This window comes from Microvirga arvi (assembly GCF_016892765.1).
GTDB classification, from domain to species: domain Bacteria; phylum Pseudomonadota; class Alphaproteobacteria; order Rhizobiales; family Beijerinckiaceae; genus Microvirga; species Microvirga arvi.
Window position 1 is genome coordinate 91,141 of sequence record NZ_JAFEMD010000004.1, and the last position, 23,576, is coordinate 114,716.

Sequence of the window (23,576 nt, forward strand, 5' to 3'; positions counted from 1 at the left end):
CCCGCCAAAAACGCCACTTTCAGAAACCAGTCCGACTCAAGCGAAACAATACCCAACGGAACCGAGTCGGCAACAAGGCGCAGGCATCGATTCCATTTTAATGCAGGAGTGGCGCAAAAAAGCGACACTCTTAACCGAGGAATTTAAGGATTCAGAAAGGATTAGAACGTGAAGCCGGGAGTCTGAACGAAGGCTGCCAGCAAGGGGGCCGCAGCCTCGAACAGGGCGCGTTCGCCGAAGGCATTGCCCGAGCGGACATAAAGGGTTGCACGGGCAGCGCGCCCCCTGCCTATCACGCAGACCAGACGGCCGCCTTCGGCCAGTTGCTGGAGCAGCGCATCGGGGCGGATCTCCACGGCTCCGTTGACGAGAATGGCATCATAGGGGGCGTTGCCCGCATGCCCCTGATCGAGAGGACCCGCCACGACCACAACATCGCCTGCACCGGCGGCGTTGAGGCTCTGTCGCGCCGCAGCGGCCAAGGTCTCGTCGGATTCGAGCGCCGTCACCTGCGCCCCCAGATCACGGAACACCGCCGAAGCGTAGCCGCGGCCGCAGGCCACATCGAGAACCCGCTCGCCCGCCTTGATCCCGAGGGCCTGGATCATGCGTCCCAGGATCATCGGAGACAGCATGTAGCGGAGCTCGGCGCCGTCGCTGACGAGAATGTCCTGGTCGATATAGGCCAGCTCTTCACGGCCCGGGAGCACGAAATGCTCGCGCGGAACGGTATCCATGGCATCGAGAAGGGGCATGTCATTCACATCGAAAGTGCGCAGCTGGCCATCAACCATGATACGGCGCGCTTGAGCGAAATCGACCATCGACAGTGCCTTTAGAAACTTGTTGGAGGCCTCGCCCGGAATCGAACCGGGGTGCAAGGATTTGCAGTCCTCTGCGTAACCACTCCGCCACGAGGCCATCCGGGGCGTGCCGCGAACGCGACGGGTGCTCCATAGCAAGCGTCCCCCCAAAGAGCAACAGCCCCTTTTCAACTCCCGCGCGTCAACAAGGGGCTTGCAACGGTCGAAACCCGTGCTATATGCCTCCCACCTCGCCGGGGTACGGTCCTTGAAGACACCACGGCGCTCAAGAAGCTCCTGTTTTCAGCTTCTTCGTAAGGTTAGGCTTATTCCGGCGTGGCGCAGCGGTAGCGCAGCGGACTGTTAATCCGTTGGTCGTAGGTTCGAATCCTACCGCCGGAGCCAACCTTTCTTCACTCATCTGATCAAAATCTGTCGATCTGCACGACACATCACGTCGTACTCTTGAAGCGTAGCTGTATGGTGCCGCCATGAGCACCGATTCCCACACCCCCGTTCTCGTCTGGTTCCGCGACGATCATCGTCTGACCGACAACCCTGCCCTTTCGGCTGCCGCGGCAACCGGTTCGCAGGTTCTATGTTTTTACATACTGGATGAAGTCTCGGAGGGAATCCGACCGCTTGGAGGTGCGGCTCGATGGTGGCTTTATGGATCGCTCAAGGCGCTCGGAAACGCCTTGAAGCGGGTTGGCTCCAATCTGCTGATCCTGAGAGGCTCCGCTCCTCTAATCGTCGACAAACTGGTCCAGGCGACCGGCGCCTCCGCGATCTACTGGAACCGCCGCTATGGCGCGTCCGAGATCGCCCTGGACAGCATGATCAAGAAGCACCTGATGGATCGCGGCATCAAGGCTCACAGCTTCAATGGCCGCCTCCTGCACGAACCGTGGGAGATCGTGAACCAAGCCGGGAAGCCGTTTCAGGTCTTCACTCCCTACCTGCGGGCTGTAAGGACAAGGGCCATCAAGGCACCGCTTCCGGCACCTCGGACGTTGCAAGGCGGCATCTGGCCTGAGACATCTCCCGATGAAGTGGCCTCCCTGCACGAACTCGGCCTTGAGCCTTCATCGCCCGACTGGGCCGGAGGGTTAAGGCAGGAATGGCAGCCAGGCGAGCGGGCCGCCCGGGACAAGCTCGCGCGTTTTCTCGAGGCGGGGCTGAAAGGCTACATGGACGACCGTGATCGCCCCGGCCGTGATGGAACATCTCGCCTGTCACCACATCTGCGCTTCGGGGAGATCGGCCCCCGGCAGGTCTGGCATGCGGTCATGGCAGCGGTCGCACGCCGGCCGGATCTGGAACAGGATGCGGAAAAATTCTTAAGCGAGATCGTCTGGAGCGACTTCACCTACCAGCTGCTCCACGAACATCCGCACCTGCCGGACAAGCCGCACAGCAGCAGGTTCGAAAGCTTCCCCTGGATCGATGATCACGTCGCCATCAGAGCCTGGCGGAAGGGGCTCACCGGCTACCCTATCGTGGATGCCGGCATGCGCCAGCTCTGGCAGACGGGCTGGATGCATAATCGGGTGCGGATGATCGTGGCGTCTTTCCTGGTAAAACACCTGCTCACCGACTGGCGGGAGGGTGAGCGCTGGTTCTGGGATACCCTGGTCGATGCGGACGCGGCCAACAATGCCTTCAGCTGGCAGTGGATTGCAGGTTCCGGCCCGGACTCGGCCCCGTTTCACCGGATTTTCAATCCGGTCGCACAGGGCGAGAAATTCGATCCTGACGGGTCCTACGTTCGAACCCATGTGCCCGAGCTGTCAGAACTGCCTGCCGCCTTCATCCACAAGCCATGGGAGGCTCCGCCCAGCATGCTCCGTGAAGCCGGTGTCGGCCTGGGGGATACCTACCCCAGGCCCATCGTTCCGCACGGCCCTGCCCGGGAACGCGCCCTGGAGGCTTTCCGCAGCCTGCGCGGCCTGACGGCTGAGCCCATTGCCTGACATCCGGCGAAGGAAGCGACTTGACCCGCCGAGCCGCTTGCCGTCAGCATCGCCCCTGCCTTTCCGAAAGGGGTTGCCCTGCCCCGACAAACATTGAGACGCTCATGACCGCTACGACGCTTCTGTTCCGCGACGATGCCTATGCCACCTCTTGCGAAGCACGGGTTCTCGGAACCACGCCGGAGGGCGGCGTCATTCTCGACCGGACGGTGTTCTACGCCCAGGGCGGAGGACAGCCGGGAGACGTGGGCGCTCTCGTGAGGGCCGATGGCGAAAGGATCGAGGTCACCAACACCGTTTATGCCGCGGACCGCTCGCAGGTCGCGCATCTGGTCGGGCCAGACGCAGCTTCCCGGTTGGCCGAAGGCGAAGCCGTGACCCTGCATCTCGATTGGCCGCGGCGCCTCAGGCGCATGCGCGTCCACACGGCCCTTCATCTCCTGAGCGTAGTCTTGCCCTACCCTGTCACCGGCGGCTCGATCGGCGACGGCGACGGACGGCTCGATTTCGACATCCCGGATGCGGGCCTCGACAAGGTCGATATCTCGGACAAGCTGAACGACCTGATTGCGCGGGATGCACCGGTCACCGAGCGTTGGATCACCGATGAGGAGCTCGATGCCAATCCCGGACTGGTCAAGACTATGTCGGTGAAACCTCCACGCGGGTCCGGCCGGGTGCGCCTCGTGGAGATCGAGGGCATCGATCTCCAGCCCTGCGGCGGCACCCATGTTCGGCGTACGGCTGAGATCGGATCCGTCGTGATCACCGACATCGAGAAGAAGGGAAAGCAGAACCGCCGCGTTCGCCTGTCCCTCGCTGATTAGATCCATTCATTTCAAGGAAATGCTCATGTCCCAGCCCTTCGTGTCGGCCGCCTGGCTGCAGGAACACCTGAACGATCCGAACCTCGTGGTCGTGGACGGCTCCTGGTATTTGCCCACGCAGAACCGGGATCCGCAGGTCGAGTACCTGTCAGGCCACATTCCCGGCGCAGTGCGCTTCGACCTCGACGCCGTGAAGGACACCTCGTCCTCCCTGCCCCACATGCTGCCCTCGCCGGAGAGCTTCGCGAAGACCGTCGGGTCGATGGGAATCAGCGAAGACATGACCATCGTCGTCTACGATGGCGCGGGTCTGTTCTCGGCACCCCGCGTCCGCTGGACGTTTCAGGTCTTCGGCGCGCGCAACGTATCGATTCTCGAGGGCGGCTTTCCCGCCTGGAAGGCGGAGGGTCGACCCGTCGAGACCGGACCGGAAAGGCCCCGTCCCGCACGAACCTTCAAGCCCTCCTTCGACGCTTCCGTCGTTGCGGATGCCTCAGCCGTGCAGGAGGCGCTCCAATCGAAGGCGGCTCAGGTGGTCGATGCGCGCCCCGCGGAGCGTTTCAGGGGCGAGGCGCCCGAGCCGCGCCCCGGCCTTCGCATGGGGCACATTCCGGGGAGCCTCAACCTGCCCTTCGACCGGATCGTCGAAAACGGCCGGCTGAAGGACAAGGCAGGTCTCGAGAAGGCGCTGACCGACGCAGGGATCGACCCCGACCAGCCGGTGATCACGAGCTGCGGTTCCGGCGTTTCGGCCGCTATCCTCGGTGTGGCCTTCGAGGTGGCCGGGCGGCCGATCAAGGCGATCTATGACGGCTCCTGGGCCGAATGGGGTGCACGGGACGATCTGCCGGTGGAGACGGGACCGGGGAAGACGGGCTAGTCAAGCCGATCTTGGCTGCGAATAGCCTTTCGTCATCACCGACCTTGTGCCGGTGATCCCGATCAGGGAGGCACATTGATTCACCGCATCGGGATGGCCGGGACAAGCCCGGCCATGGCGCGAGGATGAACACCCAACCGAAACAACAATGGCCCCGAGCCAGCTCGGTGCCATTGTTGCATCTCGCGGGATCCGCCTCAGTGGAGGATCTGGGACAGGAAGAGCCGGGTGCGTTCGTGCTGCGGGTTGCGGAAGAACTCGTCGGGCGTGTTCATCTCCACGATCTGCCCGTAATCCATGAAGATCACCCGGTCCGCCACCTGACGGGCAAAGCCCATCTCGTGCGTCACGCACAGCATAGTCATGCCCTCTTCCGCCAGGCCAACCATGGTGTCGAGCACCTCCTTGACCATCTCAGGATCGAGCGCCGAAGTCGGCTCATCGAACAGCATGATCTTCGGGCTCATGCACAGGGAGCGGGCAATCGCCACGCGCTGCTGTTGGCCGCCCGAGAGCTGGCCCGGATACTTGTTGGCCTGCTCCGGGATCTTGACCCGGGTCAGATAGTGCATGGCAACCTCTTCAGCCTCCCTCTTGGGCATCTTCTTCACCCAGATCGGCGCCAGGGTGCAGTTCTCCAGGATCGTCAGATGCGGGAAGAGGTTGAAGTGCTGGAACACCATGCCGACATCCCGGCGCACCTCGTCGATGCGCTTGAGGTCGTCGAGCAGCTCGACACCGTCGACGATGATGCGGCCCTTCTGGTGCTCCTCAAGGCGATTGATGCAGCGGATCATCGTGGACTTGCCCGAGCCCGAAGGGCCGCAGATAACGATACGTTCGCCGCGGCGGACGTTCAGGTTGATGTCCCGCAGCACGTGAAAGTCGCCGTACCACTTGTGAACATCAACCATCTGGATCGCAGGCTGAACCTGAGGATCGACCGAGGCGGGAATTTGTTGAGCTGACATTGTCGTTGCCATGGGTGTTTACCGTTTCTGACCAGCTGCAAGGCGCCGCTCGACCCCGAGCGAATACCGTGACATGCCAAAGCAAAAGATGAAGTAGAACAGGGCTGCGAAGGCATAGCCTGTGATGCCGATGGTGGGGGCAGCCCAGTTCGGATCGATGCGCGAGGCCTCGATGGTCTTGACCAGATCGAAAATGCCGACGATCGCCACCAGCGAAGTATCCTTGAACAGACCGATAAAGGTGTTCACGATGCCTGGGATCACGATCCGCAGGGCCTGCGGCAGAATGATGAGGGTCATCATCTGCGGATAGTTCAAGCCGAGCGACATCGCGCCCTCATACTGACCCTTCGGCATGGCCTGCAGGCCGCCGCGCACGACCTCGGCCATGTAGGCGGAGGCGAAGAGGGCAGTGCCGATGAGCGGCCGCAGCAGGCGGTCCACCGTCATGTCGCCCGGCAGGAACAGCGGCAGCATGGTGTTCGCCATGATCAGCACCGTGATCAGCGGCACGCCGCGCACGAACTCGATGAAAATCACCGACGCCATCCGCACGATCGGCAGCCTTGAGCGGCGTCCGAGGGCCAGCAGGATGCCGAAGGGGAGCGAGACCACGATGCCGACCGTCGCCACCAGCAGGGTCACGAGAATGCCGCCCCACAGAGACGTCGGCACATGAGCAAGGCCGAAATCGACGTCGATGAGCGCCAAGGTGATGCCGATTACCGCGACGATGGCGCCAGCCATGATGAGTGCCGGACGCATTGCGGTCTTGAGCAGCGCGGCGAAGAAGGCAAACAATGCGATCACGAGCGCACCAAGGATCGCAAAGCCGGCCCAGAAGCGGCCGCTGAAACTGGCATTGCCACCCGTCAGCAGGATGTAGGAGACGATCGGGAAGATCCAGAAGAAATAGACTGCTCCCAGATCCCGGCGCGGAGCCCTCAGCCACAGCAGCCAGACGACGCCGATGGCGAGAAGAGCGAAGAAGATGTTCACCCGCCAGCGCTCGGATATCGTGTAGGAGCCGTAGATGAAGTAGTTGAGCTTGTCCCAGATGAAGGCCCAGCAGGCCCCGCTCTCGCTGCCGCCCGTATCGGCGCGGCAGGCTGCCCGGTCGCTGCCGGTCCAGACCGCATCGATGATCAGGAATTTCAGGAGCGGCGGGACGCTGACATACAGGAGGTAGAAGACCACCAGCGTCAGGATCGTGTTGAACGGACCTGAAAACAGGTTCTGCCGAACCCAGGCAATGGGGCCGCGGGCCAGATTGGGCGGAGGCAGCGCCTCCACCTGCTTGGCACGGACGAAACGGGGCATATCGACGGCGGTGCTCATAGGATCTCCTACCGTTCGACGATCGCCACACGGCGGTTGTAGATGTTCATGATGAACGATGTCAGCAGGCTGATCGTGAGATAGACGCCCATGGTGATGACCACGACCTCGATGGCCTGACCCGTCTGGTTGAGCACGGTTCCCATGAAGACCTGAACGAGGTCTGGATAGCCGATGGCGACAGCCAGGGACGAGTTCTTCGTCAGATTCAGATACTGGCTCGTCAGCGGCGGAATGATGACGCGCATGGCCTGCGGGATCACCACGAGGCGCAGGGTCTGGCCCGGGGTGAGTCCGAGGGAGCCCGCGGCTTCCGTCTGCCCCTTCGACACGGCGAGGATGCCGGCGCGGACGACCTCGGCGATGAAAGCCGCCGTATAGGTCACAAGACCGAGAAGCAGCGCCACGAATTCCGGCAGGATCTGCATGCCGCCCGTCAGGTTGAACGTGCCCTTGCGCGGCAACTCGAAGGAGATGGGATTGGCACCGACGAGGGCAAGCACGATCCAGGTCAGGATCGGTAGGCCAAGCACCAGAGCGAGCGTCACCTTGCCGACGGGATATTGCCGGCCGGTCTGTTCCTGCTGCTTCCTGGCCCAACGGCGATAGACGAATGTGCCGACCAGCCCGATCGCGAGGACCGTGAGAAGGATCGAGATATTGGATGCATAGAGCGGCTTGGCCATGAACAGGCCGCGGGAATTCAGATAGAAGCCGGCGCCCATTTCGAGGGAGTTGCGCGGCTGCGGCAGAGCGCCGAGCACCGCGATGTACCAGAACAGGAGCTGGACCAGCAGCGGGATGTTGCGCAGGACCTCGACATAGACCATGGCGACCTTCGCGACCATCCAGTTCTTGGACAGGCGGGAGATGCCGATCAGGAAGCCGAGAAAGGTCGTGAAGAAAATGCCGATGGCTGAAACGATAAGGGTGTTGAGAAGGCCGACGATGAAGGCATCGCCATAGGTGCCGCCGGCCGCACTGAACTGAATCAGGGTCTGGCTGATGTCGAAGCCGGCCGTATTGTTGAGGAAGCCGAAGCCTGAGGCGATCTTGGCGCGCTGCAGGTTCTCGATGGCATTGGTCGCGGCCACATAGAACAGGAAGATGATCGCGGCGACGAGAACGACCTGATAGAAAATTCCGCGAACCTTCGGATCGTATAGAAACGATTTCTTGGGGGGCGATGTCTGGCTGACAGCGGTCTGCACTGAGTTTATCCTCTGACGACGCTTGATTTCCGGCCGTCCTCCCCTGTTCGTGGCCGGGGTCAAGCGGCATGCTTTTTGTTCTTGCACGATTCTTGAAGGGCGCCCGGATCACCGGGCGCCCTGTTCTTGGGTAGGCTTAGCGAACCGGGATGCCGTATTGCAGGCCGCCCTTGGTCCAGAGCGCATTCTGGCCGCGCTTGATCTTCAGGCGCGAGCCTTCGCCGACGTTCTTCTCGAAGGACTCGCCGTAGTTGCCCACGTGCTTGACGATTCGGACGGCCCAGTCATTGGGCAGGCCGATGGCCTCGCCGAACTTGCCCTCGGTGCCGAGCAGGCGCTTGATCTCCGGGTTGTCGGAGGTCTTCATCTGGTCGACATTGGCCTTGGTCACGCCGAGCTCTTCTGCGTTCAGCATGGCCATGTGGGTCCAGCGGACGATGTCGCCCCAGTTGTTGTCGCCGTGGCGCACTGCAGGGCCAAGCGGCTCCTTGGAGATGATCTCGGGCAGAACGATATGGTCGTCCGGAGCCGAGGCGCGCAGACGCTCGGCATAGAGGCCGGAGGCGTCGGTGGTGAAAGCGTCGCAGCGGCCGGCGTCATAGGCCTTGAAGGTTTCGTCCGAGGTCGCGAAGGCCACCACTTCGTACTTCAGGTTGTTGGCACGGAAGTAGTCGGCGAGGTTCAGCTCGGTCGTGGTGCCCTGCTGGGTGCAGATCGAGGCGCCGTTCAGCTCCTTGGCGGAGGAGACGCCGAGCTTCTTGCGGACCATGAAGCCCTGGCCGTCGAAGTAGTTGATGGCCGGGAAGTCGAGGCCGAGCTGCGTGTCGCGCGACATCGTCATGGTCGAGTTGCGGGACAGGACGTCCACCTCGCCCGACTGAAGCGCCGTGAAGCGGTCCTTGGCGGCGAGCGGGATGTAGCGAACCTTGGTCGGATCGTCGAAGATGGCGGCCGCAATGGCGCGGCAGAGATCGACGTCGAGACCGGTCCAGCTACCCTGGGCGTCCGGCTGGCCGAAGCCGGCGAGGCCGGTATTCGAACCGCAGGTCAGAAAGCCCTTCTGCTTGACGCTGTTGAGCGTCGCCTGGGCCGAGGCGCCCGTGGCGAACAGGCTGGCCGTCAGGCCGAAGGCAATCGATACGAGAGCCTTTTTCATGTTTGTATCTTCTCCCAATAGTTCCACATGACTCGACGGATCCTGGATATAGCCCCCAGCCGAGTCCCGGTTAGACCGTTCCGCGCCGCCTCGGTCGAGACGGCATCGAAATCCATCAAATTCAATGATTGATCACTGGTCAAGTCTTGATGGAAGGCATTTCGTGCCTGACTTGACGGCAGAGGCTGCGCGGTTTCAGATCGAGACCTCCTCAGCAAGCCCTTGAAGCGATGTCAAAACTCCCCCCAAAGCCCCACAACGTCTCAGAACGCACCCGCCTCGTCCATGCCGGCCGGGAGCCCTTCGAGCAGCACGGATTCGTGAATACGCCGATCTATCGCGGATCCACGGTCCTCTACCCTACGACCGATGACTTACTTCATCGGCGCGGGCGTTATTCCTACGGAACGAAAGGGACTCCGACCACGAATTCCCTTGAGACGGCCTGGACGGAACTGTCCGGTGCAGCAGGAACGGTGCTGGCGCCGTCGGGCTTGGCTGCCGTTACCGTGGCTCTCATGTCCTGCCTCAAGGCTGGCGACCACCTGCTGATGACGGATTCGGTCTACTTGCCGACGCGGCATTTCTGCAATGGGATGCTCAAGAAATTTGGTGTGGAAACCACCTATTACGATCCCCGGATCGGTGCCGGAATCGAGACTCTGCTCCGTCCGAACACCACAGCCGTGTTCACGGAGGCCCCTGGATCGCAATCTCTGGAGATGCAGGACATTCCTGCCATCGCCGAGGTGGCACACCGGCATGGCGCGGTAGTCCTCATGGACAATACCTGGGCGACACCCCTGCTCTTTCCGCCTCACGAGCGCGGCGTGGACATCGCCATCGAGGCTGGCACCAAGTATCTGAGCGGCGGCTCCGACCTGCTGCTCGGCATGGTCTCGGCCAACGAGCGATGCTTCAAGGCCCTGCGCGACGCTTACGATTCCTTCGCCATGTGTCCAGGGCCGGAAGACGTCTTTCTAGGTTTGAGGGGACTGCGCTCCATGGCGCTGCGCCTTCGGGAACACGAGAAGCAGGCCTTGGATATGGCCCGCTGGCTGCAGGCCCGTCCCGAGGTGGCACAGGTGCTGCACCCGGCGCTCGAGAGCTATCAGGGCCACGAGATCTGGAAGCGGGACTTCAAAGGCTCCTCGGGCCTGTTCTCGATCATTCTCAAGTCATGCTCGGATCAAGCTCTGGCCAATATGCTCGACGGGCTTGCCCTGTTCGGCATGGGTTATTCCTGGGGTGGGTTCGAGAGCCTCGTGATTCCGTTCAACTGCGCCAGCTACCGCACCGCGACCCGCTGGGAGCCTGGCGGCCACTCGTTGCGCTTTCATATCGGGCTGGAGGATCTGGACGATCTAAAGCGGGATCTCGATGCCGGCTTTGCCCGCCTTCGGGAGGCGGATACCCGCGCCGCCTGATCAATATCGAGGCTTCGGCGATCAGCCCGTCGAAGCCTCGGCCTCCGCGCCGGCAATGGCCGAGCCCTGGGTTTTTTTCCTGTCCTTCGAAATCAGCATCAGGTTGCGGACATAGATGAAGATCGAGAAGGCCTGGCCCAAAATGATGACGATGTCGCTGCGGACAAATCCGTAAACGAGGGTCATCAGGCCGCCCGAGATGGACAGGATCCAGAACCCGACCGGGATGACGCTCTTCTCGGCCTTCTCGCTCGCGATCCACTGCACGATGAAGCGCGCTCCGAAGACGAACTGGGCCAGCACGCCGAAAGCCGCCCACAGATCGAACCGCGCAACGACCAGATCGTAGAAATAGAGTCCCAAGTCGTGGGAGAGACGCATCAACATCAGACGATTTCCTGAACAGTGGGAACGCGGCGGCGGCGGCGGATCAACCACCAGACTCCGGCTAAATCAAGGATGCCGACCCACAGGCGGTCGAACATTCCGTAATTGGACCGACCCGCATGGCGCGGCCGATCGACCACGTCCACATGAGCGATCTGATACCCCTCGCGCTTGACCAGAGCCGGCATGAAGCGGTGAAGGGCATCGAAATACGGCAGGCGCAAATAGACGTCGCGCCGGAAGGCCTTGAGGCCGCAGCCCGTATCCCGCGTTCCGTCCTTGAGAATCCGCCCGCGCACGCCGTTGGCGATCCGGGACTGCCACTTCTTGTAGGCTCCGTCCTTGCGGCCCAGCCTCTGCCCGGCCACCAGAGCGACCATTGGATTGTCGAGGGCGGCCACGACTTGGGGGATGAAAGCCGGATCGTTCTGCCCGTCCCCGTCGAGGGTGACCACGATGGGCGCGCGGGTGGCATGGACGCCCGTCCGGACAGCGGCGCTCTGGCCGCAGCTTGCCTCATGCCGGACGAGGCGCAGCCACGGACGCGTTGTCCGGGCGTTCAGAACCTGCTGCCCGGTATCATCGGTCGAGCCGTCATCGACATAGATGACCTCGAAGGGCGCCAGTTGGGCGCAGGCCCGCTCGATCTCCTCCACGAGGGGAAGGACATTGAGCGTTTCGTTCTTGACGGGAACGACGACGCTGATGCGCGGGCTTGAAGAAAGGTCAGTCATCCGTGCAGGGCCATCTTCGGCCACCCCTTCGAAGTGCATGTCCAGGCTCTAGAAGCCTGCCGCATAGGCCGCAATGTCGACCCGTCGCCCGCTGTTGATATTGAATCCCTCGATCCTGGTCGAGAGCACAGGCTGCTGCTGCAGGCGCTCGTTCTCGGCCTGGAACTCACCCTCGAAGCGCTTGTCGACGAAAACGACACGGCAGCCGCCCTGGTGCAGAAACCGGGAGGCCTCGGCTCCGGTATCGACCATGCCCAGGTTCGTGCCCGTAAGGAAGACGAGGCTGGGCTCCCGATAGCCGAGAGTCGCGACCTTCGGGTTTTCACAGGGCACGTTGCGGGCGATCTCCGCCAGGCGATCCGAAATCTTGAGGGACCGCAGATCGAGCTGAGCGAACCCGAACACGCCGATGGCGAGGAAGGCCGAGGATAGGAAGCTCGCCCAGAGGGTCGGAACCATCCGGTTCTTCACGAAGAGCCACCAGGCCCAGAGGGCAAGGAGCGAGGATACGACGAGTGCCGGCAGCGCCCGGAACGGTGGCAGGCCATCGAAAGACCACGCGACCGCAGACAGGCCGATCGTCAGGCCGACCGGAATAAACGGGATCAGCACCGTCGCCAGCTTCGCGGCCGGTCGATGCGGCCCGACGAAGTGCCGCGCGATCGCCATGACCGTGATGATCGCCACCGCGGGAAGCAGCGGCATCGTATAATGTGGCAGCTTCGTCGGGACGATCTCGAAGATGATCCAGGACGGTACGATCCAGGCCAGGGCGAAGGCCACCGGCTCCTCACGGCGATGGATCCAGGCGAAGGGGGCCGCGATGGCAGCCAGGATGGCTCCGGGCCAGAACGTCGCGAAGAACGAGAGCAGATAGAAGCCCGGCGGCGCCCAGTGGTATCTCTGCGCCGTTCCCACCTTGCCCAGCATGTCCTGCCCGACCGAGGCCGCGAAGAAGGCGCCGCTGCTCTTGATGGCGATGGCGACGAACCAGGGGAGAACGACCGCGAGGGTGAAGGCGAGACCCAGCCAGGGCCGCAACGTCAGCAGCCAGCGAGCCGAGCGCTCTTTATAAGAGAGCAGCGCGGCCGCGAGGCCGGCGAACATGAGGATGAGAGGGCCCTTGATCAGGATCCCCAAGGCAAAGCCCACCCAGAAGATCAGCAGCGCCCGCCGGGGCAGGACGCCGGCACCCCGGCTCAGGTAAGCCCGGGCGAGACCGCCCATCACCGCCACGGAGCAGGCGGTGAGCATCGCATCCGTCTTGGCGAGCCGCGCCTCGACCATGAGGATGACGCAGGTCGCCATGAGGCATGCGGTCAGGAAGGCCCCTCGCCTGCCGAAGAAGGCCAGGGCGGCCCAATAGGTCAGCAGGACCGTCGCGATGGCTCCGAACAGGGAGGGCATCCGGTAGAGCGCGATGGTAGTCCGAGCTTCCGGCACCCCGAGCGCCTCGCCGATAGCGACACTGACGCTCTGCATCCAATAGATGCCCACCGGCTTCTTGTGTCGGGCCTCGTCCTGAAACCGGATATCGACGAAATCCCCCGTCTCCAGCATCTGCTTGGAAGCTTGAGCATAACGCGGCTCGTCCCGGTCCATGGGCTGGAGCGTGGTGAAGCCCGGCAGGAAGCAGACGAGCGACAGCAGCACGAGAACGGCGCACAAGCGGGCGTGGCTCCGCTCGACGATGCTCGTCAGCTGGGCCACGGAGAAGTGGCGCAAAGACATCCGCTGCTGGGGGACAGAACCGTCCATCAAACACTCCGGAGGCGGGAAAGCCGTCATGCCGACAGGGATTCCACGGGCACGGGGCCATCAAACCGCGTGATGTCCTCCAAACCCAGCGCGAAGTCAAATTGACGGAAGGTAGCGGGCCGCCCTCAAGGAACAGGGCCGCTCGAGCCGGCATTGCCTGAGAGGTCAGGTCCAACGCGGGAGGTGTCGCCATGAACAGGTCTGCCCATGGATGCGCCATCGTCCTCTTGGTGCTGCTGGCTTGTCCGGCCGCAGCCCTCGATCAGCCCGTCGTCTGGCGGGATGAGGATACCGGATGCGCCTATCTGCTCACCCCGCAGGGCGGCATCGCGCCCCGGCATCGCCGGGACGGGACCCTGGACTGCCCCGATGTGGCGGCCGGTACGGGGATCGTCGAAAGCATGGGGCGGGACATCGCGCGCGGGCTCGATGCCTTGCAACGGGAGGTCGAGCGCCTGCGCGAGCGCTACAACAATCGACCTTGAGCCCAAGGAGTAAACGAGTGCCGGAGAAGACCCGCATTTATGGCGAGCACGACGAAAAAACGGTCAAGCAGCTTAACCGCTGCATGGAGGCGGGAAGCGCCTTCAAGGGTGTGCTCTGCGCCGACGGGCATCTCGGCTACGCCCATCCCATCGGCGGGGTCGTGGCCTATGAGGAGCATATCTCGATCAGCGGCGTCGGGTTCGACATCGCCTGCGGAAATATGGCCGTCCGGCTCGACACCCGCTACGAGGAGATTGCCGGTCAGGCAGGTCGCATCCTCGCGGATATCGGCCGCAGCATCAGCTTCGGGATCGGCCAGAAGAACGCCGTCACCGTCGATCACGAGCTCTTCGATTCTCCGCTCTGGGACGAGGCCGGGGTCCGGGATCTCAAGAAGACGGCTCAGCAGCAGCTGGGAACGGTCGGATCGGGCAACCATTACGTGGATCTATTCGAGGACGAGGAGGGCTTCGTCTGGATCGGGGTTCATTTCGGCTCTCGGGGCCTTGGCCACAAGATCACCACTAAGCATCTGGCGCTGGTCGGCGCCAAGGACGGCATGGAGGTCGAGCCCGCCCTTGTCCATCAGGACAGCGAGGCAGGACAAAGCTACTTGGCGGGTGTGAAGCTTGGCGGTCTCTATGCCTATGCGGGCCGTGAATGGGTGGTGGAACGCGTCCGCCGGGTCATCGGCGGCCATATCACCGATTCCGTCCATAATCACCACAACTTCGTCTGGCGGGAGAGCCATGGCGGAAGGGATTGCTGGGTGGTCCGCAAGGGCGCGACGCCTGCCTTCCCAGGCCAGCGGGGCTTCGTCGGAGGCTCCATGGGCGACAATGCGGTGATCCTGCACGGGGTCGACGGCCCTGAGAGCGCCGACAGTCTCTACTCGACCGTCCACGGCGCAGGCCGCCTCTTCGGCCGCATGGAGGCGAAGGGCAAGAAGAACAAGGCAGGTCAATGGGTTCGCCCTCCCCGCTTTACCCGTGACGAGATGGACGCGTGGCTGCGCGGGAAAGGCATTCTCCTACGCGGCGGCGACGTGGATGAGAGCCCCATGGTCTATCGCCGCCTTGAGGATGTGCTCGCCTATCACCGGGGCACAATCGAGATCGAGCACAGCTTACGGCCCTTCGCCGTCGCCATGGCAGGCCCCGGCGAGTTCGATCCCTACAAGGACTGATCCCAGGCCAGGACTGCCCAATCGTTATCGAAACCAACCGAAGTACAGCGCCCAGAGGCTCGGAGACCGGATGCCCCGCACCCGGCGGGCAGCCTCGTCGGCCCGCATCGATTCACCGCCATGGCATGAGCACAGGACGATATGGGCGTCGTGCTCCGAGATGTCGAAGAAATCGACCGCATCGCCGAACGTGTCGCTGCGCAGCCCGGCCTGCCGGAGCACCGGATCGGAAAAGGCGATGGCCAGGGCGGATCCGTCGGCACGCATGGCGAGGCGCTGGGCCCTGGGTTTCCATTCGATCTCGTCGAGGGTTCTGAGCTCCCGGTCCGGCTCTTGCTCCAGAAGCTCGATCCAGCGGTCCAGGCGGTCCCGTTTCGATAGGACCGGAACTTTCATGTGCTCAGGGATCTTCAGGTCGGCGACGCCACTGAGTTCGGACAGAGGCCTGTGTTCCATGCTCCCCTCCTTGGCGGAAGAGTGGTTGCGAGCCCACCAGCTACAAGCTCAACCTTGAAGAGCATGAAAAAGTTCGAGGAACATGCTGTCCGACGCGCTGATATTTTAGGCAGGCATGCGCCGTCCTGCGCCTCGCCTCCGGGAGAAACGACGGCGAATTTCCCGATATCGGAACATAGATAGGAAAACCCGATGCCTTAACGGCATCGGGGCATGGCCGATCAGGCGGTAGCCGAATGGTCGTGATCGTGCTCGGCCCTTGGCGTACCCATCAGTTCGGCGAGACGATTGCGGGCCCGGTTCACGCGGCTCTTGATCGTTCCGACCTTCACGCCCAGCGCTTCCGCAGCATCCTCGTAGGACATGCCTTCGGCGCCGATTAGGATGATCGCCTCACGCTGTTCCTGGGGCAGCTTCTCGAGCGCCGTCGAAAGATCCTGAAGCGCGAGCTTGTCCTCTTGGTCGGGGATCGCGATCATGCTGGCGGCATGGGTGCCGTCCCCGTCCTCGACCTCACGGCTGGTCTTGCGGTGGGTCGAGTAGAAGCCGTTGCGCAGGATCGTGAAGAGCCAGGCCTGAAGATTCGTGCCGGATTCGAAAGTATCCTGCTTGGTCAGCGCCTTGAGCACCGTATCCTGCACCAGATCCTCCGCCTGATCGACCTTGCCGGTCAGTGAGAGGGCGAAGGCGCGGAGATTCGGCAGGGCGTCCATCACGCCATTGACGAATTCCTGATCGACAGGCTCCGTATGCGCACGGATGACCTGCGCGACGCGATCAGCCAGACGCGCGAGGTCGCGCGGGAGCTTGTCCTCTGCGGGATCGCCGTAGAGGTTACGCAACTGCTTTCCGAGATGCAGCCGGACAGCGGCGCTCAGCGCAGCCGCCGAGGAGGGCCTATCAGAACGGGTCGGGTCAGACGGGTTTTGAGATTTCTCAGGCATGCCGCACTATTTGGGGCATGCCGCTGCCATTTAAATATCCGGGCGACATTTCGACCATGAGATTTTTTCATGGCCTGACCTCTAGATTTCACCGCTGACGTGCCCCATGAGCGAGACTGAGCTATATGCTTGCGCCGCGACGGCCAAGCCGGATGTCGTCACCACCTAGGGAGCATGAGGCGTGCCTCACTATCTCGGCATCGATGTCGGCACGTCGGCGGTGAAATCCATCCTCGTTGACGAACGGCAGGCAACGATCGCGGAGGCGGACATTCCGCTGCAGATCTCGCGGCCATACGATCTCTGGTCGGAACAGCATCCTGATGCATGGTGGCAAGCCGTTCAGGCGGCCATGGATCAACTCCGCATGAAGGTGCCGGGCATTCTCGCGGACGTGCGCGGGATCGGCCTCTCCGGGCAGATGCATGGGGCCGTGCTGCTGGCTTCGGACAATACTCCCCTGCGTCCCGCCATTCTGTGGAATGACGGCCGATCCTTCCGGGAAGCGCAGGAGCTCGGAGCGAGGCATCCGGAGCTCGCGCCCATCACGGGTGTCATCCCGATGCCGGGCTTCACCGCCCCAAAGCTCCTCTGGCTGGCACGGCACGAGCCTGAGACATTCCGCTGCGTCAGCAAGGTGATTTTGCCGAAGGACTACATCCGCCTGAAATTGACGGGCGACCTTGTCACCGACATGTCGGATGCGGCCGGCACCTGGTGGCTCGACGAGGCCAGGCGCGACTGGTCCGACGAGGCGCTGGCAGCGACAGGGCTCAGATGCGATCACATGGCAAGCCTCGTCGAGGGATCGCAGGCTTCCGGCACCGTGCGTGCCGAGATCGCCCGGCGATGGGGTCTGCGGCCTGATGTTGTCGTGGCTGGCGGTGCCGGCGACGCGGCTGCGGGCGCCGTCGGTCTTGGCGCCATCGAAGATGGTTCTGCTTTCATCTCCTTGGGAACTTCCGGGCAATTGTTCGTCACAACGGAAACCTTCAGCCCGACGCCGGAAGCCGTGGTTCACTCCTTCTGCCACGCCGTGCCCGGCCGCTGGTTTCAGATGGCCGCGATGCTGAATGGTGCAAGCTGCCTCTCCTGGGCAGCCCATCTCCTGAAAAGAGATATCGGCGAACTCCTGCGCGAGACGGAGGCCGCTTACAAAGGGCCGTCCTCACTTCTCTTCCTGCCCTATCTTATGGGCGAGCGAACGCCTCACAACGATCCCTATGCGCGCGGAGTCTTCTTCGGCCTTACGCCTGAAACGCGGCAGACGGATCTGGTGCAGGCCGTCCTCGAAGGTGTCGCCTTCAGTTTCGCCGATGCCAAGCGTGCGCTCGCGCAGGCCGGTACAGCCCTGACCCATGCCGGCCTCATCGGAGGAGGCTCGAAGAGCGCCTTCTGGGCCAGGACCTTCGCCAATGCCCTGAACGTGCCCATCGTGCGCTATCGGGGCAGCGACAAGGGACCCGCCTTCGGCGCAGCGCGACTGGCACGCCTCGCGATTACAGGAGAGGCGCCGGACAAGGTTTGCACCCCACCGGACGTTCTCGAAACCATCGCGCCGGAGAATCCGCTCGTCGACCTTTACGAGGCTCAGGTCGAGGCGTTCCGGAACCTCTACCAAGCCCTCAAACCGGAATTTGCGCGGGCCTTGTGAGAATGATCTTGCGGGCAATCGCTATTGGGATATCGAATCCAGGCGGAATCCGAGCCGGCCCATGCTGCTTGAAACGCAGTGCCCTCTTGAGTAACGACACGATCGTGTCGGGAGCCTTCATATGATCTTGGTGACGGGCGAGGCCCTGATCGATCTGTTCATCGGACGACCTGATCCAGCAGGTTTCCCGGCTGAGGCCATCGCTGGCGGATCACCTTTCAATGTGGCTATAGGGATCGGTCGCCTCGGCCGGCCCTCGGCTTTCCTGTCGACCCTGTCCGAGGACGTCTTCGGCTCCTTCCTGACCGACAAGCTCGCCCAGTCCGGTGTGAACACATCCTATATCCGGCGATGCCCGAACTATACGACGCTCAGCGTCGTTGCGACCGATGCTTCGGGGCAGCCGCAATACTCCTTCTATGCTCCGGACAGTGCGGATCGCGCCCTCACGCCCGACGCGCTGCCTGCCCGACTGCCGACGGATGTGAATGCGATCGCCGCAGGCTCCTATGCACTCGGTGTCGAGCCTGTCGCGACGGCCATCGAGATCCTTCTGCGCCGGGAGGCCGGCACGCGCGTGATCTCGCTCGACCCCAATGTGCGGCCGCGCGTCGTCGGTGATCTGAAGGTCTATCGGGAGCGATTCGAGCGCCTGCTGGCCTATGCCACCATCGTGAAGGCGAGCGACGAGGATATCGAGCTGCTCTATTCCACGCATGATCTCGCATCAGCAGCATGCTCCTGGCTGGAGCGCGGCCCCAAGCTCGTCATCATCACGCGCGGCGAGAAGGGATCCCTGGCTGCGCTCGCCGACAGGATTGTGGAGCGCCCTGCCCCCAGGATCGAGGTCGTCGACACCGTCGGTGCGGGCGACACCTTTCACGCCGGCCTGCTCGCCTGGCTCGATGCCAAAGACCTGCTGACGCCTCAGGGCATTGCGGGATTGAGCGAAGCGCAGGTCACGGGCGCAGTCGATTTTGCGGCAGCGGCGGCTGCCATCGTCTGCACCCGCCGCGGCGCCGATCCGCCTTCATGGTCCGAGACGGAGCAATTCATCGCCTCACGTGCTCGATGACAATGGAACGTATCATGACAAACTCTCAGCCCGTCCTTCCTCCCCTCGGCACATCCTGGCGCTCCAACCGCTTTCACCGGCAATGGCTGTTCGAGCAGGCCAACAACCTGTTCGACTTCTTCCAACACAGCGTCATCAATCCCGCCGGCGGCTTCTTCAATCTCGGCGATGCGGGACAACCCATCGGAACCAGAAATACCCTCCGGCAGATTCATAGCACCACCCGCATGGTGCATTGCTTCGCCATCGGCACCCTGCTCGGTCGACCGGGCTCCGATGCGATCGTCGACCATGGCATGAATTACCTTTGGAACGCCCATCGCGATGCACAGAACGGCGGCTATGTCTGGTCGCTGGACGATGACGGGCCTCAGGATGACACCAAGCAGGCCTATGGGCATGCCTTCGTGCTGCTGGCTGCCTCCAGTGCGAAGGTGGTCGGTCACCCCATGGCGGACCGCCTGTTGGAGGATGTCACGCAGGTCCTGGAGGAGCGATTCTGGGAGGAACAGCACGGTGTCGTAAGGGAGGAATTCTCCCGCGACTGGCAGCCTCTGAGCCAGTATCGCGGCCAGAACTCCAACATGCACCTGACGGAAGCCCTGATGGCCGCTTTTGAGGCGACGGGCAGCCGCACCTATCTCGACAAGGCGGAACGTATCGCAAGCCTCATCATCGGTCGTCACGCCGCCGCCCTCGGCTATCGGGTTGCCGAGCACTTCCATGCCGATTGGAGCCTCGACAGGGACTACCGCGGGCACGAAATGTTCCGTCCCTTCGGCACGACCCCCGGCCACTGGCTCGAATGGGCAAGGCTCCTTCTTCAGCTCTGGTCCCTTGGCGGAGAGCGACATGCCTGGATGCCGGAGGCATCCCGCGAACTGTTCAGGCAGGCCATTGAACTCGGCTGGGACAAGGACAAGGGCGGGCTCTTCTACGCCCTCGACTGGGACGACAAGCCGAGATTGCCGCATAAGCTCTGGTGGCCCTGCGCAGAAGCCATCGGCGCGGCGTCGTTCCTGAGCGAGCATAGTCCAAGCGATTTCCACGAGCAGTGGTACCGCACCCTCTGGGGCTTCGCCGACCGCTACCTGATAGATCACAGGCACGGGGGCTGGCGGCCTGAACTGGCGGAAGATCTCAAGCCGAGTGCGACTCTGTTCACTGGCAAGCCCGACCTCTACCACGCTCTGCAGGCCTGCCTGATTCCGCTCTTTCCGGCGACCGGCAGCCTCACCAAGGTCATTCCTGAAGCCGTCGCTCAGGTCTGAGCGAGGTGCCGCTCCAGCGCATCCCTGTGCGGCATTCCCGCCTGGGCACCGGCTGTGAGGCAGGATAGGGACGCGGCCGCGCAGGCTCTTTCCATGCCGGGACCGGTCGCCAGGCCTTCCGCGAGGCTGTTCGCCAGCACGCCGACGAAGGTGTCGCCTGCACCGGTGGTATCGACCGGGATGATCGGATGGACTGCCGCATGTATCTGGGTCCCATCGGCGGCGATGGCGTAAGCCCCCCGCGCGCCTGCCGTCACGATGCTGGTCGGTCCGAATTCATGGGTGAGGATCGTGGCGGCCCTGAGATAATCGTTCCCGACTGGCTCGCCCACGATCTCGGCGATGGCGAGCGCCTCGTGCTCATTGACGACCAGCACATCCGTCGCTTGGAGGAGTTGGGCCATGACCGAACGTTCCTTCACAGGCGGAACCGGAGCGAAGTTCCAGACCACCTTCGCGCCGAACCGGCGCGCCCGTGTAGCGACGTCGAGACTGTCGGTCGGGGACACCTCCATCTGTAGCACCAGGACGGTGGCCTTGGAGAGCAGGCTGTCAGAAAGATCGGTGGAGCGCAGGGCCATGTTCGCGCCATTGGCGACCGTGATAGCGTTCTCCCCCGTGCCGTCGACCGTGATGAACGCACAGCCGGTCGGGTCCTCCGCGATCCGGATGGCCTCGACATCGATGCCGTTCTCTTCGAGGTTCTTCAGGCAGGCCGTTCCAAAGGGATCATTGCCAACGGCTCCCGCCATGGCGACCCGGACCGGCCCGCCTCGACTGATCCGCGCGGCGGCAACCGCCTGGTTGGCTCCCTTGCCTCCGAAGAAGCTGTCGGCCCGACGCGACAGGACGGTTTCGCCTGGCCGGGCGATCCGCGGCACCCTGGCGACCAGATCCATATTGATCGAACCGAAGACGATGATCATGCCGCTGCGCCTCTCTTGAAGCTCTTCCTTACCATCATGCCTCCGGACCGGGCATGGGGCTGCAGATCATCCTCACCTTGCGAGGGGCCATGGCAGCCATCCACAGCTATTTCCCGCCTCTGCACCACAGAGGGATTATGCTCTGGAACTAAGCAGGCTGCCTCAACATTTGACTCGCAGGTAGGCGTAGCAGCGGTAAACTGTCATCAGAATCAAAGATAGTTTGCCACTGGCAGATATAAGACAGGCTTTAATGGGCAGGCAGGCTGATCCTTTCTCTCTGGATCGCGGAAATTCACCGCCCGCAGCGACTCGCTCTCGAATCCCCGTTTCTTCACTCGCAAGTTTCTTCCCCAGGCACCTCTGCGCGGCGCCTGGATAGGTCTCTGTGCGCAGTCTTAAAACCCGGAGTAGGTCATTGAGCAAGCATCATGAGAAGCAGAGACGCAAGACCCGCCGCTCCCAGGAAACAGCGGAAGTCTTCGACCTCACCGGGTCCAAGTTCCAAGCCGAACGCAGCCTTCCGCCCATCAAGCCGCTCAATGCCACCCAGGACGATTATCTCGATGCCTTGAAAAGCAATTCCCAGGTCGTGGTGCTCGGCCCTGCAGGCACCGGCAAGACCTGGATCGCCGCAACCTATGCTGCGGACCTTTTCCGCCAGCGGCGCATCCGCAAGATCATTCTCACCCGGCCCAATGTCCCGAGTGGCCGCTCGCTCGGTTTCTTTCCCGGGTCGCTCGAGGAGAAATTCGGTCCATGGGCTGCTCCCGTGATCGAGGCTGTCAAGGAACGCATCGGCTCCGCAGCCTACGAGATTGCGGTCAAGAACGGCGATATCGAGATGGTGCCCTTCGAGGTGATGCGCGGCCGATCCTGGCGCGACGCCTTCGTCCTTCTGGACGAGGCACAGAATGCCACTCCTGCCGAAATGAAGACCTTCCTCACCCGTATCGGAGAGGATTGCAAAGTGGTGATCAACGGTGATGTGAGCCAGTGCGACCTGCGCGAGACCTCCGGTCTTCGCACGGTCATTCACCTGATCAAGTCGCAGATGCTCCCCGTTCCTATCGTCGAGTTCACCCTCAACGATATCGTGCGGTCTGGCGTCTGCGAAATGTGGGTGCGTGCATTTGAGGAGGTCCACTGCTAACGCAGTGGACCCTGATTATTTCAACAAAACACGAAGGAGGCTGAAAGTCAGGCGAGTTCGATCGCGCCCACTTCGGGGCCCTTACGGCCTTCGACGATGGCGACGCGCACTGCCTGTCCCTGGTCGAGCTGGCCAAGGCCGGCGCGCTCCACGACGGAGATGTGCAGGAACAGGTCCTTGCTCTCGCCCTCGACGGAGACGAAGCCATAGCCCTTAACGGAGTCGAACCACTTCACGGTGGCCGGCACCTCCGGCGGACCGCTCACGGGACGTGGGCTGCTCGGACGGGAGAACCCGCCGGATTGCCCGGGTCCGGGACCACCACCAGCACGCGGTGGCCGAGGCGGCCGAGCACCACGGGGTGGCTCGGGCTCTGCCGTGCTGGTGTCCACGCTGACGATTTCCTGGACCTGCGGACCCTTCTGGCCCGAGCCGACCTTGATGACCAGGGTCGTGCCGGATTCGAGTGCGGAATAGCCCGCCGCCTCGACCTGCCGGATATGCAGGAAGGCCTCGCCCGATCCGTCGGTCATTTCGACGAAGCCAAAGCCCTTCTCAGGATTGAACCACTTCACCCGCGCCCCAGTCTCGGGTCCCGCGGCTGAAGAGCCATAGGATGTCTGCTGCCGCATGGGCCGTTCAAAAGATGTTGGCGGAGCGAAATCGCCCCAGTGATCTTCGGGTTGACCGCCAAATTGACGTCGGCGATCACGGTGATCATTTCCCCGGCCCATCAGGACTGCCTTCTAAAGTCTCAAGTTTCGTAAACGCCATAGGCGTAACGCCCCCAACCATTGAGGGCAAGAAGATAACTACTCATACCTATACGTTTCATGCAAGGTCCCAAAAAGGGGACCAGTGCTGTTTGTGGGGTGTCGGCAGGAGAATTCAGGCCTGAGGCCCGCTTTTTTAAGGACATGCCGACCATCCCGCCTGTCCTATCGTGGCTCGAATGCCGGC

General features: G+C 62.8%; 22 protein-coding genes and 2 tRNA genes. 11 read left to right on the forward strand and 13 right to left on the reverse strand.

The window, feature by feature from the left end; translation table 11 throughout:
• Positions 1-161: 161 nt before the first annotated feature.
• Together ILT44_RS03790 and ILT44_RS03795 are read right to left on the reverse strand one after the other, a co-directional pair.
• Positions 162-824 carry a protein-L-isoaspartate O-methyltransferase family protein gene (locus tag ILT44_RS03790; protein ID WP_239467897.1) on the reverse strand — a complete coding sequence of 221 codons (663 nt, stop codon included), beginning with the start codon at positions 822-824 and terminating at the stop codon, positions 162-164.
• A gap of 23 nt (positions 825-847) precedes the next feature.
• Positions 848-921 (reverse strand) — tRNA-Cys (locus ILT44_RS03795).
• 212 nt (positions 922-1,133) lie between these two features.
• Here ILT44_RS03795 and ILT44_RS03800 point away from each other — a divergent pair.
• The 4 genes from ILT44_RS03800 (at position 1,134) to sseA (ending at position 4,483) form a co-directional block, all read left to right on the forward strand.
• Positions 1,134-1,208 (forward strand) — tRNA-Asn (locus tag ILT44_RS03800).
• A gap of 86 nt (positions 1,209-1,294) precedes the next feature.
• Positions 1,295-2,776, forward strand: a complete 1,482-nt coding sequence (locus ILT44_RS03805) for a cryptochrome/photolyase family protein (protein WP_204238240.1) — start codon at positions 1,295-1,297, stop codon at positions 2,774-2,776.
• Positions 2,777-2,880: 104 nt separating this feature from the next.
• Positions 2,881-3,603, forward strand: a complete 723-nt coding sequence (locus ILT44_RS03810; protein ID WP_204238241.1) for an alanyl-tRNA editing protein — start codon at positions 2,881-2,883, stop codon at positions 3,601-3,603.
• A 25-nt stretch (positions 3,604-3,628) separates the two neighbouring features.
• Positions 3,629-4,483, forward strand: coding sequence for a 3-mercaptopyruvate sulfurtransferase (gene sseA, locus ILT44_RS03815; RefSeq protein WP_204238242.1), 855 nt, complete (start codon positions 3,629-3,631; stop codon positions 4,481-4,483).
• Between the two features lie 197 nt (positions 4,484-4,680).
• Here sseA and ILT44_RS03820 read toward each other — a convergent pair whose 3' ends face one another.
• The 4 genes from ILT44_RS03820 to ILT44_RS03835 all read right to left on the reverse strand — a co-directional run bounded on the left by ILT44_RS03820 (position 4,681) and on the right by ILT44_RS03835 (position 9,159).
• Complete coding sequence (locus tag ILT44_RS03820; RefSeq protein ID WP_372441129.1) at positions 4,681-5,397, reverse strand: amino acid ABC transporter ATP-binding protein; 717 nt, start codon at positions 5,395-5,397, stop codon at positions 4,681-4,683.
• A gap of 75 nt (positions 5,398-5,472) precedes the next feature.
• Positions 5,473-6,792 (reverse strand): amino acid ABC transporter permease, encoded by a 1,320-nt coding sequence (locus ILT44_RS03825; RefSeq protein WP_204238244.1) that lies wholly within the window; start codon positions 6,790-6,792, stop codon positions 5,473-5,475.
• A gap of 8 nt (positions 6,793-6,800) precedes the next feature.
• Positions 6,801-8,003, reverse strand: coding sequence for an amino acid ABC transporter permease (locus ILT44_RS03830; protein WP_204238245.1), 1,203 nt, complete (start codon positions 8,001-8,003; stop codon positions 6,801-6,803).
• A gap of 136 nt (positions 8,004-8,139) precedes the next feature.
• Positions 8,140-9,159 (reverse strand): amino acid ABC transporter substrate-binding protein, encoded by a 1,020-nt coding sequence (locus tag ILT44_RS03835; protein ID WP_204238246.1) that lies wholly within the window; start codon positions 9,157-9,159, stop codon positions 8,140-8,142.
• 230 nt (positions 9,160-9,389) lie between these two features.
• Between ILT44_RS03835 and metC the strand changes: the two genes are divergently transcribed.
• Positions 9,390-10,586, forward strand: coding sequence for a cystathionine beta-lyase (metC, locus tag ILT44_RS03840; protein ID WP_204238247.1), 1,197 nt, complete (start codon positions 9,390-9,392; stop codon positions 10,584-10,586).
• A 21-nt stretch (positions 10,587-10,607) separates the two neighbouring features.
• Here metC and ILT44_RS03845 read toward each other — a convergent pair whose 3' ends face one another.
• From ILT44_RS03845 to ILT44_RS03855, 3 genes are read right to left on the reverse strand one after another with little or no spacing between them, the layout of a single operon-like run.
• Complete coding sequence (locus tag ILT44_RS03845; RefSeq protein ID WP_204238248.1) at positions 10,608-10,973, reverse strand: lipid-A-disaccharide synthase N-terminal domain-containing protein; 366 nt, start codon at positions 10,971-10,973, stop codon at positions 10,608-10,610.
• Positions 10,973-11,707, reverse strand: coding sequence for a glycosyltransferase family 2 protein (locus ILT44_RS03850; protein ID WP_204238249.1), 735 nt, complete (start codon positions 11,705-11,707; stop codon positions 10,973-10,975). Before ILT44_RS03850 ends, ILT44_RS03845 begins: the two co-directional genes overlap by 1 nt.
• A gap of 48 nt (positions 11,708-11,755) precedes the next feature.
• Complete coding sequence (locus ILT44_RS03855) at positions 11,756-13,465, reverse strand: ArnT family glycosyltransferase (protein WP_204238250.1); 1,710 nt, start codon at positions 13,463-13,465, stop codon at positions 11,756-11,758.
• A 191-nt stretch (positions 13,466-13,656) separates the two neighbouring features.
• On the opposite strand from ILT44_RS03855, the gene ILT44_RS03860 reads away from it, so the two are divergent.
• On the forward strand, positions 13,657-13,950 hold the full coding sequence (locus ILT44_RS03860) for a hypothetical protein (protein WP_204238251.1): 294 nt from the start codon (positions 13,657-13,659) through the stop codon (positions 13,948-13,950).
• Between the two features lie 17 nt (positions 13,951-13,967).
• The gene (locus ILT44_RS03865; protein WP_204238252.1) at positions 13,968-15,137 is read left to right on the forward strand and encodes an RtcB family protein; all 1,170 of its coding nucleotides are present in this window, start codon (positions 13,968-13,970) and stop codon (positions 15,135-15,137) included.
• A gap of 24 nt (positions 15,138-15,161) precedes the next feature.
• Here the strand turns inward: ILT44_RS03865 and ILT44_RS03870 are convergent, their stop codons facing one another.
• On the reverse strand, positions 15,162-15,593 hold the full coding sequence (locus tag ILT44_RS03870) for a hypothetical protein (protein ID WP_204238253.1): 432 nt from the start codon (positions 15,591-15,593) through the stop codon (positions 15,162-15,164).
• Positions 15,594-15,814: 221 nt separating this feature from the next.
• Positions 15,815-16,435 carry a sigma-70 family RNA polymerase sigma factor gene (locus ILT44_RS03875; protein ID WP_204238254.1) on the reverse strand — a complete coding sequence of 207 codons (621 nt, stop codon included), beginning with the start codon at positions 16,433-16,435 and terminating at the stop codon, positions 15,815-15,817.
• Between the two features lie 283 nt (positions 16,436-16,718).
• On the opposite strand from ILT44_RS03875, the gene xylB reads away from it, so the two are divergent.
• From xylB to ILT44_RS03890, 3 genes are all read left to right on the forward strand, one after another.
• Positions 16,719-18,191 (forward strand): xylulokinase, encoded by a 1,473-nt coding sequence (xylB, locus tag ILT44_RS03880; protein ID WP_204238255.1) that lies wholly within the window; start codon positions 16,719-16,721, stop codon positions 18,189-18,191.
• A 121-nt stretch (positions 18,192-18,312) separates the two neighbouring features.
• The gene (locus ILT44_RS03885; RefSeq protein ID WP_204238256.1) at positions 18,313-19,266 is read left to right on the forward strand and encodes a carbohydrate kinase family protein; all 954 of its coding nucleotides are present in this window, start codon (positions 18,313-18,315) and stop codon (positions 19,264-19,266) included.
• A gap of 14 nt (positions 19,267-19,280) precedes the next feature.
• On the forward strand, positions 19,281-20,537 hold the full coding sequence (locus tag ILT44_RS03890; protein ID WP_204238257.1) for an AGE family epimerase/isomerase: 1,257 nt from the start codon (positions 19,281-19,283) through the stop codon (positions 20,535-20,537).
• On the opposite strand, the gene ILT44_RS03895 is transcribed toward ILT44_RS03890, so the two are convergent.
• On the reverse strand, positions 20,528-21,463 hold the full coding sequence (locus tag ILT44_RS03895; protein ID WP_204238258.1) for a ribokinase: 936 nt from the start codon (positions 21,461-21,463) through the stop codon (positions 20,528-20,530). The two genes, ILT44_RS03890 and ILT44_RS03895, sit on opposite strands and share 10 nt — an antisense overlap.
• A gap of 418 nt (positions 21,464-21,881) precedes the next feature.
• On the opposite strand from ILT44_RS03895, the gene ILT44_RS03900 reads away from it, so the two are divergent.
• The gene (locus tag ILT44_RS03900) at positions 21,882-22,616 is read left to right on the forward strand and encodes a PhoH family protein (RefSeq protein ID WP_204238259.1); all 735 of its coding nucleotides are present in this window, start codon (positions 21,882-21,884) and stop codon (positions 22,614-22,616) included.
• 47 nt (positions 22,617-22,663) lie between these two features.
• Here the strand turns inward: ILT44_RS03900 and ILT44_RS03905 are convergent, their stop codons facing one another.
• Entirely contained in the window at positions 22,664-23,248 is a 585-nt protein-coding gene (locus tag ILT44_RS03905) for a cold-shock protein (protein ID WP_204238260.1), read from the reverse strand.
• Between the last annotated feature and the right edge of the window lie 328 nt (positions 23,249-23,576).